The sequence below is a fragment of the Oceanobacillus chungangensis genome (genome assembly GCF_003369565.1).
Taxonomy (GTDB): domain Bacteria; phylum Bacillota; class Bacilli; order Bacillales; family Amphibacillaceae; genus Oceanobacillus; species Oceanobacillus chungangensis.
The window spans coordinates 110163-125531 of the sequence record NZ_PIOD01000008.1; the positions used below are offsets into that span (position 1 = coordinate 110163).

Sequence of the window (15369 nt, forward strand, 5' to 3'; positions counted from 1 at the left end):
TTCCTACATTTTCAATTCCTATCACAGGAGATGCCACGTCCAGCTCCAGTGCCCGTGCTCCTATCGAGACTTCCCACACCTCATGGCAATCTAAAGTAGACTTGCCGATTGGTTACACTCGAGGCATAGTCCCACTTATACCCTTGTGGTGAAAGTCAACATCGATTCGCAAAGCTCCCAAAGTGTTTCCTTTATCTCCTACAAGGCAATGTTCGACATTGACATGTCGGACTTCCCCACGCGTGTGGGGCGCAGTCCGTACGTCGCTAAACTGGCACTTGCGCCTTTGTTCTTCAATTAGTTTGAAACTTGTTGACTTGTTGTAAGAAAACTTCTTTGCTTAATCATATTATGTGGATCGATAACGAATTTTCTTGATACGCCGCCATCGAATTGTTTATAGCCATCAGGGGCTTCATTAATTGAGATAACAGTTGCGTTAACAGCTTTCGCAATTTGTGCTCTGCCACTTAAAATGGCTTTCATTAGATCACGATTATATCTCATTACTGGTGTTTGACCAGTTACAAATATATGTGCTTTTGCAAATCCAAGACCGAAGCGGATTTTTAGTGTTCCTTCTTTTGCATCCTTGTCCACTGCACCAGGGTCACCAGTAACGTATAGACCTGGAATACCTAAACGTCCACCAGCTTTAGTTACGCCCATAATGGAGTTTAATACTGTTGCAGGAGCCTCACCAGCATCACGACCATGTCCGCTTGCTTCAAAACCAACAGCATCGACTGCGCAATCTACCTCTGGTATACCTAGTATTTGTTCAATTTGTTCGCCAAGATTATCATGTTCACGTAAATTCACTGTCTCACAGCCAAAGCTTCTTGCTTGAGCTAAGCGATCCTCGTTTAAGTCACCGACAATAACAACCGATGCTCCGAGTAGCTGTGCGGAATGTGCAGCAGCTAAACCGACTGGACCAGCCCCGGCAACATATACAGTTGAACCAGTTTTAACGCCCGCACTGACTGCCCCATGGTATCCAGTAGGGAAGATATCCGATAGCATCGTTAAATCAAGAATTTTTTCTAATGCTTGATCTTTGTCAGGGAATTTCAGCAATTGGAAATCAGCGTATGGAACCATTACATATTCTGACTGTCCGCCAACCCAGCCACCCATATCTACATATCCATATGCAGAACCAGGACGATCAGGATTAACATTTGTACAAATATGAGTATCTTGTTTTTTACAGCTTTCACAGCGACCACATGCGATGTTGAATGGAACGGATACGATATCTCCTTTTTCGATGAATTCGACATCACTACCGACTTCAATAACCTGTCCAGTTATTTCATGACCAAGTACTAGTCCACTTGGAGCAGTCGTACGTCCCCTAACCATGTGTTGGTCACTTCCACAAATGTTAGTTGAGATTACCTTCAAAATAACACCATGATTACATTTTCTTCCCACGTTTAGTGGATTGACTCCTGGACCATCGCGAAGTACTAGATCCGGATAACCGATATCACGTACTTCAACTTCACCTGGTTTAACATAAACTATTGCTTTGTTACTCACAAAAAAACCTCCTTAAATAATTGTTTTATTAAAGATGTCTTTGTAGTAAGCGCTATCACTCTAAATCCAACTATACCAGTTTAAATATAATATTTCAATAATTAAATAAATAATAATTATTCAAATATTTTGATGTGTATGTTATTATTAACCTTGAATGTATTAGACTAGTGCCCAGAATACGTTATATTTACATATAAGATTGAAAGAAACTAGCATTTAATAAGTGTCCAAATTAATTATTTTTCTAGTAACCAAGATTAAATCCTGCTTTATTAAACTATGTATCCATGATTTTATTATGAGTATAAGTACATTATTTTAAGGGGATGGTTATTTGGATAAGGTTAAGAATCGATGGTTAATTGCTGCATCGGCTGTTGGAGTCCATATTTCAATTGGCTCTGCATATGCTTGGAGTGTTTTTACAAACCCAATGGTCAATCAATTTGGCTGGGAAGTGACCGAAATATCTTTTGCTTTTAGTATTGCTATCTTTATGTTAGGTTTTTCGGCAGCATTTATGGGCAGATTTGTAGAAAAGCATGGACCAAGAAAATCGGCACTTTTATCGGCAATATTCTTTAGTATTGGTGTTGCTGGTTCAGGTTTAGCGACAGCAGTGGAATCATTATTATTACTGTATTTTTTCTATGGGGTAATCGGAGGAATTGGCTTAGGTATTGGCTATATTGCGCCAGTTTCGACACTTGTAAAATGGTTTCCAGATAGACGTGGGCTTGCTACAGGCTTAGCAATTATGGGGTTTGGCTTCGCAGCACTAATTAGTGGACCAGCTGCTGCCGCATTAATTGAAGCAATCGGTATTACAAATACATTTTTCACACTTGGGATTGCTTATTTTGCAGTCATGGCAATTTCTGCACAATACTTGTCCCCACCACCTGAAGGCTGGACACCAGAAGGTTTTATAGAAAGTCAGCAAAATGGTTCAATCAAAATTAAACAGGATTTATCACAGCTTACTGCCAATGAAGCAATAAAAACACGCCGATTTTGGTTGCTGTGGGTGATGCTTTTTCTAAATGTAACTTGCGGTATTGCAATTATTTCCGTGGCATCCCCGATGGCTCAAGATATTGCAGGTATGACACCGATTGCAGCAGCAGCAATGGTTGGAATTATGGGGCTTTTTAATGGTGGTGGAAGACTTGGCTGGGCATCTTTATCAGATTATATCGGACGTCCGAATGTATATACTGCATTTTTCATCATTCAAATAATCGCATTTTTCATGTTGCCATTTGCAACAAATGATATTATTTTCCAAATACTAGTATTTGCGATTTTAACTTGTTATGGTGGTGGATTTGCATCGATCCCTGCTTATATTGGAGATTTATTTGGAACGAAACAACTAGGGGCAATTCATGGTTATATTCTAACTGCATGGGCACTTGCGGGAGTAGCAGGTCCAATTTTATTATCCTTAATTTACGACTCAACGAACAGTTATAATTTAACGATGGTAATCTTCGGCGTATTATTTGTCGTCGCCTTTATCGTATCACTTTGGATTAGAGTAGATATCAGGAGATTACGTAATACACAGAAGGCATTAAGCCAGACGGTACCACAAGTAGCTAAATAGATTAGGTAGGAAGCTTCAATTAGTAGAGGAATTCATCTTCTACTCTAATTCTTACTGATAGGCTCATCTTGTATCATTTGTTGCTATTGATATAAACTTCGGACGTAAGCTTGGGTGATGAGAAGTCTCATGGACCGACCGCTGCGGAAATACACTACGCTTTCCGCGGGCGGCTGGTGAGCCTCTTTGTGCTAACGCACTTCAGAGTCTCACCGAGGCCGTTCCTCCCGCAGGACAAGGAAGGCTTCGGCAGCGTTACATCGCACGAAGAAAATGGTTCTTTATTTTCGAGGAGTCTCCGTGTATTTCCTTCGCTAGGTTTGAGCAATTGCCTTCTAATATATGACCGGTCACCTAAACGTGAACGTAGAATGTATAGTTGACCACGGAAAGCGACAGTCCACTTGCTCTTATCAATATCGCTCTTACGTCGCACTTTACTCTTACAACTAGTTAGTAAGATAAATTAATATGTTTTTCCAAAATAAGATCATGGTATTTTATATAAAAAATGGAGGGATTTGCATGGGGAACACAAAACACACTGGTCCAGTTAAACTGCCAACGAAACCAGATCCATCACTTTGGGTTAGTAAAGTTCCATTTGGTTTGGGGAAAGTGAAGCCACATCATATTCGCGACACAATGAAAGTAGTTTGGGAGAATAAAGATAATCTGCCATATGCAACGAGAATCCTCACACAAGGTGTATGTGATGGTTGTGCACTTGGAGTATCAGGACTTCATGATCAAACATTAACAGGCCCACATGTATGTACAACCCGCTTAAATGTCCTAAGGCTAAATACGATGTCAGCGATTGATGAAAAAATAATACATGCTGATATTGCTGATTTACGTAAAATGAGTAGTACAGAATTGCGTAAATTGGGCAGGATTCCATATCCGCTCATCCGCAGACCAGGCGAAACGAAATTTAGTCGTATCAACTGGGATGATGCGTTAGATAAAATAGCAGAAAAAATGAAAACGCTTAAACCAAAGAATTATGCATTCTATACTACGTCTAGAGGAATCACGAACGAAGCATACTATACATTAGGAAAGGTTTCGCGATTTCTAGGTACGAACAATGTGGATAACGCATCGCGTATTTGTCATTCTCCATCAAAAACAGCGTTAAATCGTTCTGTTGGTGTCGGTGCTTCAACTTGTAATTATAAGGATTGGATTGGTACAGATGTCCTGCTCTTTTGGGGTTCTGTTGCGGCAAATAATCAACCAGTTTCAACGAAATATATGTATGCAGCAAAGCGTAAGGGCACAAAAATTATCATCATTAATCCATATCACGAGCCATCTATGGATAATTACTGGGTTCCATCTATCGCGGAGTCTGCTTTATTCGGAACAAAAATAGCCGATGATGTTTATCAAGTTAACATTGGTGGCGATATTGCTTTCATGCATGGAATTATGAAGCACTGGTTTGATATGGAGGAAGACATGCATGGATCAGCAATTGATCATGAATTTGTCTCGAGGCATGTGAATGGACTTGAGGAGTTGAGAGAGAAAGTTATTGCCTATAACTGGGAACAGCTTGAAAAATCGTCGGGAATAACGAAAGAGCGAATGATTGAATTAGCTGAGCTTCTTGCAAAATCAAAATCCGCAGTATTTGTCTGGTCGATGGGATTAACGCAGCATAGATTTGGGACGGACAATATTTCACAAGTAGCGAATCTCGCATTGCTAAGAGGATTCTTAGGAAGAGAGCATTGTGGATTAATGCCAATACGCGGACATTCGGGAGTCCAAGGTTCAGGAGAAATGGGTGCAGATCCATTTGTACTTCCGGGTGGAGGATTTGATGAAGCAAATCGAAGTCGTGTGGAATCGATATGGGGTTTTGATATTCCAAAATGGCAAGGAGACATTGTTGGTGTCACCTTAGAGAATGCTCTTCTTCCAGATAATCACGAGCGAAAGCTGCAGCTTTACTATTTATCTGGCGGTAATTTTTTAGAAACGATGCCGAACCCAGATTTTGTAAAGCAATGTTTAGAAAATGTAGATATACGTGTTCATCAGGATATCATTTTTAATACGTCGACACTTGTAGATGCAAAGGAAGCAGTAATTGTTTTACCGGCAATGACACGATATGAGCAACCGGGTGGAGGAACATCTACTTCCACGGAGCGGATGGTATACTTTTCCCCGGAAATAAAAGGGCCTCGGATTGAAGAAGCAAGGGCTGAATGGGAAATTTATGTTGAACTTGCAAAAAGAGTAAAACCGGAAGAAAAGCATCTGATAGATTTTAAAGATCCATTTGAGATTCGGGAGGAAATAGCGAAAGCCGCACCGAATTATGATGGAATCCAGCATTTGAAAGATAGGGGAGACCTCTTTCAATGGGGTGGTGCATGGCTATGTGAGGACGGAATATGCCCAACACCAGATGGTAAAGGGAATCTCATTACAGTTGAGCTCCCAGAACTTCGCAAGCCAGAAGGTCATTTTTATGTGACATCCCGACGAGGGAAACAATTTAATTCGATGATTTATCATGAAACAGACCCATTCAACGATGCAGATCGTTATGACCTGCTTCTAAGTGAAGCAGATGCAACGGAGTTAGGCATAAAAGAAGGGGATGCCGTTGTCGCCTTTAATCAATATGGTACATTTCATGGTCGTGCAAAATTTGTAGAAATAAGACAAGGAAATGTTGAAGTGCACTGGCCAGAAGGAAATGAGCTTATACCTAAAGGTGTTTATGAAAAATATGCAGGTATACCGGAATACAATGCTGCTGTTATCGTCGAAAAGGCGGAAACATATTTTGCACATAAAGATACCAAATATGCTGAAAAGAGAGTAGAGGAGCTTGAAATGGAAATAAGCTAGGGGGGATAGAATGAATGATGTGAAGGACAATAGTTGGGAAATCATCCGATTTAATGGAGATTCAAAGTCTGTTTTAAAAGAGGATGTTGCAGTCGAAAAGCCATTTACTATTGTGTTAAATGGGGAGGAGTTTGCAACAATCGTATGTACACCAACGGATCTTCAGGATCTTATCATAGGGTTTCTTGCGGCAGAAGGGGTTATCCGTTTCTATGATGAAATTAAATCGATCAGCATTGATGAAAAACTCGGCTTTTCCTACGTTCAATTGAATAAGGATTTAGACGTCATTCAACTTGATCACTCCAAACGGTTCATCGGTTCTTGCTGCGGGAAAAGCCGGCAGTTTTATTTTAAGAGTGATGTTCGAACAGCGAAGACGATTACTAGTAAACTTACGATCTCTGTGAATCAATGTTTTATCTTAATGAAAGAACTACAATCGAAATCAGAGCAATTTATTAAAACAGGCGGTGTTCATAATGCTGCACTAGCAACTCAGAACGAGCTTATTACGATCCGCTCCGATATTGGTAGACATAATGCATTGGATAAATTATATGGGCATGTTATTCAAAATAACATTGGACTTAGTGATAAATTAATAGTTTTTAGCGGAAGAATTTCATCGGAAGTATTGCTGAAGATTTCAAAGATGGGTGTTGGGATTCTTATTTCTAAATCAGCACCGACCGATCTAGCATTACAACTAGCAGATGATTTAGGAATTACGGCGATTGGCTTTGCGCGTGGCAATCGATTAAATATTTATACTCATCCCCATCGAATTATTGAGGCTAGTAATAATTCCTAAAGCGATGTGAGAATTCAATATCTTATTAACACAGAGAAACTTTATATTAATGGAAGTTTGAATTTAATGCCAAAAAGCAGACCAAGTTACAAATGCTTGGTCTGCTTTTAATGCAACTAAACTTACTAGCTATTATTATTGAAAATTGATGGATCGGTTATTAGCTAGAGAACAAATTAAGGAAAAGGCAATTATCGATACAAAACTCATGCTTTCGAAAATACTCCGGCCGTCTTCCGCTTTTTGTTAACTTTCCATCCACGCAGTTTCCTGCGAAAGCAGGGTTCACTCCTTGAAATCCATGTAGGCATGTCGAACCAATTGACACTCACTTGTCGAATGCTTATCGTGAGTCTTCATTGTTACATCCCTTTGCTAGTGGTCGCTCTATGTCTATTTTATAATTTGTTCATGAATTCGTAAGAAAGCAGGGATGTAAAATTGCCTATTCAGGTGATATAATGAATATTATAAAGTGAGGTCATTCTACCTAAAGATGGAGTATTACACTATGCTTTATAGGTGTATGAAGAAGTTTAAAAAATCGCCATCCTAAGTTATGTCGAGCTTTATATAATATAGTAGCAATCAATAAGAAACAAACCTAACTAAAGGGACAACTAAGGATTCACTTAATGGTGAACCAAACCCTTGTTTTCCAAAAATGTAAAGGATGAGTAAGCTTGAACGAACATATTAATTCTTCTTCCGTAGCATATAATAAATCTGTAGTAGGGCAAAAAACAACAATCCTTCAAGATCTAAAGTCGCTTGTGAAGTTCATTGTTTTAATAGCGAATGTACTGCCAGTAATGGCTGGATTTTGGTTGGCAATTCATTTTACGAATACCTCGCTGACAGAGCATTGGGGTACTTTTTTATTGACCATTGGTGGGAGTGGGTTCATTATTGCCGGAGCTCTTATTCTCAATAATTGGTATGATGTCGACATTGATACTATTATGGAAAGAACACAGCAACGCCCTACTGTGACAGGGAATTTTTCATTAAGAGTCGTTCTAATCATGGGGATTGCCGCTTCATTAATTGGATTTATTCTTTTATTATTTACATCGCTTGCAGCAGTTATTTACGGCCTAATAGGCTGGATAACATATGTATTTCCCTATACGATGTGGTCAAAACGAAAGTATACGTGGAATACAATTATTGGCAGTGTGTCTGGTGCAGTTACTCCACTAATCGGCTGGGCAGCAATTGATGCGAGTTTCCATATTATTCCATTCACTCTATTTCTGCTTCTGTTTATTTGGCAAATGCCCCATACGTACGCAATTGCAATTAAGAAAAATAATGAATATTCAGCTGCAAAGGTTGCAATGTTGCCAGCAGTACGCGGGTTTAAAGTAACCAAAATCCATATGGTTATCTATATTGCACTTCTAATTCCATTGCCATTTATGATGTCAGCATTAGGATCTGTATTTGTTACGATAGCTTCTATTTTAAATTTATGTTGGCTCGTTTTAGCAATTAAAGGATTTAATGCGAAAAATAATTATAACTGGGCAAATTGGAATTTCCTGTATTCCGTTAACTATATGACGATTTTATTTGTATTAATGATTGTCGTAACACTTCCAGTCTTTAGTAATTAATATTGATAGATGAAGTTAGAGAATGATTAAATAAGCGAGAACTAAAAAGGAGAATTCGTATTAGGCGAATTCTCCTTTTTGATTAACTGTTTCAATCAACATATCGCTGGGTGTTTAATTTACATTACTTCTATAAACCAACGGTGAAAAAGTATGAAAGTTTGTATAACGTATTAGTTAAGAGGAAATTTATTAGTGATGATGAACAGAGTGTTTACTTGACAATGATTCCCATTATCAGTTAGAGTGGTGATAATTAAGAATGGGGGTGCTCCAATGTTTATTATGATGAGAAACATGGTAGTTACAGAGGGAGGCGTCGAACAAGTAATAAATAAGTTTGGTGCAGATGGCATAATAGAGGAGCAAGAAGGCTTTATTGATTTATCAATAATGGAGAAAAAGTCTCGTGGGGAAGATAAGGAAGTTATTATCATGATTCGTTGGGAAACAGAGGATCACTGGAAACAATGGGAGAAAAGCGACGCACATATTGCCGGTCATAAAGAGAACCGTGGGAAGCCAAAACCAGATTATGTCATAAGCTCGGATGCTGGATTATATCGAGTGAAAAAGGTAAAAATAAACAAGCTAGTGTAAGGATATACTAGCTTGTTTATTAGTATATTATGGAAGAATAACATCCCTCTTACTACTAAGAAGCAACCAAGTTTCAAATAGCATAGAAATGTAAAAAATCCCTTAATATGCCCGGCCTTGGCCGCGTCAATCTCCAGCGCTAAGGCATTAGTGAGACTTCCCTCACCTTATGACAAGATATGTTAACGATGATTTGTATAGAAATTGGCTTTTGAAATTTGCTTTAACTGGCTATGTTCTTCGTCTGTTAATTTCTGCAAGTCATGACTTTGGATATTTTCCTTTACCTGTTCGATCGAGCTTGCACCAAATACAGCCGTATCAACAGCTTGATGTCTCAACACGTATTGTAATGCTAGTGCATTTCGAGATGACTTATCACCAATTAATTGAGAAAAAGCCTGCTGAACATCAATTAATTCTGGATAGGAATAATTGAGATACCCTTCCCTTCCTTTTCTTTCAATGAGATTCTCGCCATGGTTGCTTAACATTCCTTTTGCTAGTGGGCCTCTTGCTAGTACACTAATTCCATTGGTGTATAACAGATCCAATATCTTTTCTTCTGGCCTACGATCGAGCAGGCTATACTGTGTCATCACACCATCAATAGATGAATGTTCAATATATTCTCGGATGACATTCGGACGGATGGAAGAAATTCCGTAAGCACGAATTAAGCCTGCTTTTTTCAAACCCTCGAACGCATCGATAGTTTCTTCGATTGGATCATCGATTGTACCACCATGTAACATATAGAAATCAATATAATCCGTTTGCAATCGTTTTAAACTTTTTTTAACGGCTTGCTCGATATATTTCTTTGAGGGATCCCAAAACCATGTTTTTTCGTCACTGCTAAAATGGTTTCCAACTTTTGTGGTTAGGATAAGTTGACTTCTTTTTTCTTTAATTGCTTCCCCAATAATTTCCTCATTACTCCCAAAGTCATATAAATCAGCTGTATCTAGATGATTGATTCCACAATCGATTGCAAAATCGATGATTGCCTTTGCTTTGTTTAAATCTGTTCCAAGAGACATACAGCCTAAGGTTAGCTCAGAAATCATGATATCGGATTTTCCTAATCTATTTTTCTTCATTAACTACACTCCGTTTCTTCTTTATGCTTGTCTATTATTGTAAGGAGAGCTTGGATAGAAAACAACTTTTTATACTAATTGAAAAAAAGATTATTGATTGAGATTGCTGCATATAAATATTATTTTAAAAAACATTCACATGCAGCAGTTCAAACTTTTATGCTATATTACAGATTCGACCCCCGTACTGAATAACTGTCAAAAAAATGTGGATTTGCTATAGTTAAGGAAAGTAGTTTGAAGGAGAAAGTATATGTTGATTAAACTCGGTACTGAAAACCATAAACAGCCCTTTAAGGATCCGATATCAATTACTCGTGTGCAGCCAGGGGAAATCTTCCAGGAGGACGGAAGAGATTTTGCATTTGGACCTTTAAGTATCATTGACCACGCAGTGATGAAAAAAGGAATTAAGATAAAAATGCATGAGCATGTAAATGATGAAATCCTGAGTTATGTTCGTCATGGCGTTACTTATCATAAAGACTCGGCTGGTTTTGAAGCACCAATTGCTCCTGGAAAATTGATGCTGATGAATGCTGGCTCCAGTTTCTGGCATGAAGAAAAAGTGAAGGATGGTTACGTTGAAATGTTACAGATTTTTATTCGTCCTCGAGAAACTAATCTGAAACCGGGAATCCAATTTCATGATAAGCCAATAGATCATTCAGAATGGTATGTGATGGTCGGCCCAGAAAATAGTGAAGCACCGCTTCATGTGAGACAATCTGTATATATATTAGACGCACACGCTAAAGCTGGAGAAACTCTAAAAATCCCTGTTTACGAAGGATTAACACCGTTCTTATATGTGATGAGCGGGGAAATTACTATCGGCGATCTGAAGATTGGCAGGCAAGAAGCAGTAACAGACTTAGAAAACCCATTCCCACCAGTTACTGCTATTACGGATACCACACTCGTCCTCTTTCAAGTTGATATGAACGCAGAAATGTCGATGGAGGGAACAATTAGTGGAGTTTGATAAAGTTGTTTTCTGCTAAAGTACGATTAGAAAATAATATCCAGCAAATAACAATACGAATCAAACCTTAAATAAGAAAACCGCTTCGTCTTAAATTTGAGATGAAGCGGTTTTTTGTATAAAAATAACCAAAAATGGGAAAAAGAAGTGGAGAAAGATTTCGCTCTAGAGTTACATAATGTGGTCTCACGACTGAGGTGAAAGTGGAATGTCACGAACTTCCTTTTTTAATCGACGAAAGCTGAAAACAAATAAGCCGGAACAACAAAATCAAACAAAAACTACGATTGAATTAGGGAAAAATCTAGCAGAAAACTTGAAAAATATCAAGACAATATTAGGAGAGCCAAGTGATTTAATTGTTCGCGAGACGACCTTAGGTGGAACAGATAAAAAATGTGCGATCGTCTATATAAGTGGATTAGTTGATCAAGATCTTGTGAATAACAATATCCTAAAGGTTATCCAGTCTAACATGAATGAGATTGATCCAAATCAGATCGATGTAGTTTTTCAAGAAAAAATTGCGATTACAGATATAAAGAAGGACAACAAGTTCGATGAGTCGATCGATTCCCTATTATCGGGAAGTACCATATTTTTTTTAGATGAAACGGATACTGTATTAATCTTAGGCACTGCTGGTGGGGAAAAGCGGTCGATTGAAGAACCACAATCAGAAGCGCTAATTCGTGGACCAAGAGAAGGGTTTGTTGAGAGTGTTCAAACAAACGTTGCATTAATACGTCGAGATATTAAGAATTCAAATTTACGATTTAATTACCATGATGTAGGAAATAAATCAAAGCGAACGATTGTGGTGAGTTATATTGATGGTATTGTCAATCCAACTATTGTGCAAGAAGTAAACCGCAGAGTGAAATCGATTGATTTGGATTTGGTTGCAGAGTCGGGATTTGTCGAGCAATGGATTGAGGATAGCTTCTTATCACCTTTTCCTCAAATGATTAATACCGAAAGACCGGACCGGGTGGCGAGCTCATTGTTACAGGGAAAAGTGGGAATTCTCGTAGATGGGACCCCGTTTGCCTTAATTGCACCGACTACATATAGTGAAACATTAAAATCATTAGAAGACTATTATGAACGTTGGATTGTTGGCTCATTAATCCGAATCCTCCGTTATATTGGAACTTTTCTTGCCTTGTTGCTGCCTGCAATTTATATTGCGCTTGTTTCATATCATCAAGGTATGATACCAACGCAACTCGCGTTTTCTATCGCTGCAGCAAGGGAAGGGGTTCCTTTTCCCTCATTCGTTGAAGCAATGTTAATGATTATTACGATGGAGATCTTACAGGAGGCGGGTGCCCGTTTACCGAAGAATCTTGGGCAGACAGTTGGGATTGTTGGTGGATTAGTTATAGGAGACTCTGCAGTTAGCGCTGGTATTGTAAGTCCAATTATGGTCATTGTTGTTGCACTCACAGCTATCTCTTCATTTACAAATCCTAGTTACAGTGTTGGGATTGGTTTTCGAATGCTGCGCCTTTTCTTTATGGTTGCTGCCGCAATATTTGGCCTTTACGGAATAATACTCGCCTATATTATGTTAAATATCCATGTCGCTAATTTGAAAAGCTTCGGAATCCCATATTCTGCTCCTTTTGCTCCAGCCTTCGTAAAGGATTGGAAGGATTCTGTTATTCGTGCACCAATTACGATGTTAGAGAAACGTCCAACCTATTTGAAACCAGAGGAAAGACAGGAGAAGTCAAAGAACGAGGAGAAGAGTTAACATGCCCCCGATGGAAGATAAAGACATACAAATTTCTGATAAGGATATCATAATAGCAGTCCCTTCCATCCTTGTTGCAGTTGGAATCCTTTCTTTACCTGCAAAGATAGCTCAAGAAACAATCTCCTCAGATGGTTGGATTCCACTGCTCATAAGTGGAATAGTTATGATTTTTTTAACATGGCTAGTTGTTAAAACTGTAAGCAGTTTTCCGAATCAGAGCTTTTTTACTATCTCATCGAGTTTAGTGACAAAGCCGATTGCAATCATACTGACCTTACTCTTTGTTATCCAAGGAATCCTTACTGCGGCTTTTGAGGTTCGGGAAATAGCGGATATTTCTCAGATTTATTTGTTAAATGATACTCCGATGGAAGTACTTTCACTCGTTTTTTTATTAGTTGTCATTTATGCCGTGTCAGGGGAAAGAGCGGGGATATTTCGCTTAAATACACTGTTTCTTCCTTTCATTATTATCATCTCTCTATTTGTTATCATTCTATCAATTGGCTGGATTGAGAAGGCAAACATACTTCCTATTTTTAAAACAAGCATAGGCGGGTACGCCGAGGGGATAAAATCGAGCATCATATATTATGGGAATATCGGATTCCTCCTATTTTATCTTGGATTTGCTAAGCAGCCTAAAAAAGCACCGAAAATGGCTGCAATCGGTATGTCGTTCACCGTTTTATTATATACGCTATTATTCATTGCTTGTGTTGGTGTCATGGGAAATGGAGCGGTATCGAATATTATCTACCCAACGCTTGATTTATCGAAGGAATTGGAAATCCCAGGGGGTTTTTTTGAACGATTTGAATCGGTTTTTTTTACAATCTGGGTAATGGCTATATTTACTACTACAGTAATAGCGATTGACATCACCGTTCTTGCTCTTCAATCCGTATTTAAGAAATTAAGAAAGTTGAATATCATTTTATTCATTGCACCAACAGTGTATTTCATCAGTCTGCTTCCGAAAGATTATGTCGAGGTTTCAACACTTTCTAATATTGTAACTGTCTTTGCTCTAGTTCTCCTCTTCGTTGTGACGTTGCTGTTTACCATTCTTTTAAAGATTAAGGGAGTGAAGTAAGTTGTTGAGTAGTAAGAGATGGTTACTTATATTCTTAATAACTCCTATTTTCCTTGCGGGGTGTTGGGGAAAGATTGAAATAGAGAATAGAGGGTTTGTAATTGGAACAGCAATTGATTTAGAAGGAAAACAAGGTAATGAAAAATATAACTTATTAATGACCAATCAATTAATAAATCCAGCTGCTATAAGTAAACAATCAAGTGGTGGTGGTGGCGGTGGCAATCAGAAAGGGTTTATCAATATTCAGGATAAGAGTGATAGTCTTTTTGCTGCTTCAAGAAAAATGAGACATCTTACAAATTTAATTCCTTATTATCAGCATTTGAAAGTGATTTTAGTTTCAGAAGAAGTCATAAAAGAACCGGGACTATTTTCTGATGTGATGGATGTATTCGTCAGAAACCATGAACTGCGAAGAGGGGTAAAGGTATTTGTCACTGAAGGAGAAGCTAATAAAATATTGGACTTCGTTCCACAAATAGAAAAAACACCTGCAATGTTTATAGAGAAACTTACCACGAACAGCAAAAATGCTGGAATACTCGAACCTAAGAGAGTCGATCGACTTCAAAATATTTTTATCTATGAGCGAAGTTATTTCATTCCTCGTGTGAAGTTAGTAAATAATGAGATTGTTTATGATGATGCGGTTATTGTCTCTGGAGAAAACAATCAAATGATCGGAACGCTCAATTCGGAGGAAACAAAAGGATTACTTTATATTTTAGGTGGGACAAAAGGTGGGAGTATTGAGACTAAGTTTGATGATAACTTGGTTAATGTGGAAACCCAATCAGCAAAAGTTAAGACCAAATTAACTAATAAGGATAAGGAAAATTTTACTTTCTCTTTGAATATAAATTTTGAAGGCACGATAGAAGAACATTTTGGGACAAAGGATTTATTGAAGGAGAAGTCAATTACAGAAATTGAAAAAGATTTAGAAAAGGATATTAAGCAATTGGTAGAACGAACAATAAAAAAAGTACAAAGAGAGTATAAGGCTGACGTGATTGGATTAGGCGATGTGATTAGGGAGAAACATTATGATTTGTGGAAAAATATAGTTTATAACTGGGATCGTGGAGAGAATTATTTTTCAAAAAGTACTGTGGAAGTTAATGTGAAGGCAAATATCAGTTCTACAGGTGCTGCGAACCGGATTAAACAGAAGGGAAAACGTGGTGAATAATGTGGCAAAATATCATTGAAAGGTTACCTAATATGCTGGGAATTGTATGTACGATATTGACAGTTGTTATTCCGTACTCAGTCTATAAAGTAAATCAAGAGCTTCATAAGATTGGGGACCCGGCTTGGAAGAAGGAAAACAATAATTGATTTGTTAAA

The 15369-nt window shown here is 38.1% G+C and carries 11 protein-coding genes; 9 read left to right on the plus strand and 2 right to left on the minus strand.

Going from position 1 to position 15369, the window contains the following annotated elements; translation table 11 throughout:
- Positions 1-297 precede the first annotated feature (297 nt).
- Positions 298-1548 carry a formaldehyde dehydrogenase, glutathione-independent gene (gene fdhA, locus CWR45_RS08830; protein WP_115749499.1) on the minus strand — a complete coding sequence of 417 codons (1251 nt, stop codon included), beginning with the start codon at positions 1546-1548 and terminating at the stop codon, positions 298-300.
- Between the two features lie 337 nt (positions 1549-1885).
- Between fdhA and CWR45_RS08835 the strand changes: the two genes are divergently transcribed.
- The 5 genes from CWR45_RS08835 to CWR45_RS08855 all read left to right on the plus strand — a co-directional run bounded on the left by CWR45_RS08835 (position 1886) and on the right by CWR45_RS08855 (position 9070).
- The gene (locus CWR45_RS08835) at positions 1886-3160 is read left to right on the plus strand and encodes an L-lactate MFS transporter (RefSeq protein WP_115749500.1); all 1275 of its coding nucleotides are present in this window, start codon (positions 1886-1888) and stop codon (positions 3158-3160) included.
- 525 nt (positions 3161-3685) lie between these two features.
- Positions 3686-6037 carry an FdhF/YdeP family oxidoreductase gene (locus tag CWR45_RS08840; RefSeq protein ID WP_115749501.1) on the plus strand — a complete coding sequence of 784 codons (2352 nt, stop codon included), beginning with the start codon at positions 3686-3688 and terminating at the stop codon, positions 6035-6037.
- A gap of 10 nt (positions 6038-6047) precedes the next feature.
- Positions 6048-6851 carry a formate dehydrogenase accessory sulfurtransferase FdhD gene (gene fdhD / locus CWR45_RS08845; protein ID WP_115749502.1) on the plus strand — a complete coding sequence of 268 codons (804 nt, stop codon included), beginning with the start codon at positions 6048-6050 and terminating at the stop codon, positions 6849-6851.
- A 683-nt stretch (positions 6852-7534) separates the two neighbouring features.
- Positions 7535-8470 carry a heme o synthase gene (cyoE, locus tag CWR45_RS08850; RefSeq protein WP_115749503.1) on the plus strand — a complete coding sequence of 312 codons (936 nt, stop codon included), beginning with the start codon at positions 7535-7537 and terminating at the stop codon, positions 8468-8470.
- Positions 8471-8746: 276 nt separating this feature from the next.
- Positions 8747-9070 (plus strand): antibiotic biosynthesis monooxygenase family protein, encoded by a 324-nt coding sequence (locus CWR45_RS08855; RefSeq protein ID WP_115749504.1) that lies wholly within the window; start codon positions 8747-8749, stop codon positions 9068-9070.
- Between the two features lie 182 nt (positions 9071-9252).
- Here the strand turns inward: CWR45_RS08855 and CWR45_RS08860 are convergent, their stop codons facing one another.
- A complete protein-coding gene (locus CWR45_RS08860) occupies positions 9253-10173 on the minus strand; it encodes an aldo/keto reductase (RefSeq protein ID WP_115749505.1) in 921 nt (306 codons plus the stop codon).
- 253 nt (positions 10174-10426) lie between these two features.
- Here CWR45_RS08860 and CWR45_RS08865 point away from each other — a divergent pair, with 253 nt between their 5' ends.
- From CWR45_RS08865 to CWR45_RS08880, 4 genes are all read left to right on the plus strand, one after another.
- Positions 10427-11158, plus strand: a complete 732-nt coding sequence (locus CWR45_RS08865) for a pirin family protein (protein WP_115749506.1) — start codon at positions 10427-10429, stop codon at positions 11156-11158.
- A 208-nt stretch (positions 11159-11366) separates the two neighbouring features.
- Complete coding sequence (locus tag CWR45_RS08870; protein WP_115749507.1) at positions 11367-12917, plus strand: spore germination protein; 1551 nt, start codon at positions 11367-11369, stop codon at positions 12915-12917.
- A 1-nt stretch (position 12918) separates the two neighbouring features.
- The gene (locus CWR45_RS08875; protein WP_115749508.1) at positions 12919-14016 is read left to right on the plus strand and encodes a GerAB/ArcD/ProY family transporter; all 1098 of its coding nucleotides are present in this window, start codon (positions 12919-12921) and stop codon (positions 14014-14016) included.
- A 4-nt stretch (positions 14017-14020) separates the two neighbouring features.
- On the plus strand, positions 14021-15211 hold the full coding sequence (locus CWR45_RS08880; RefSeq protein WP_170138831.1) for a Ger(x)C family spore germination protein: 1191 nt from the start codon (positions 14021-14023) through the stop codon (positions 15209-15211).
- Positions 15212-15369: the final 158 nt, after the last annotated feature.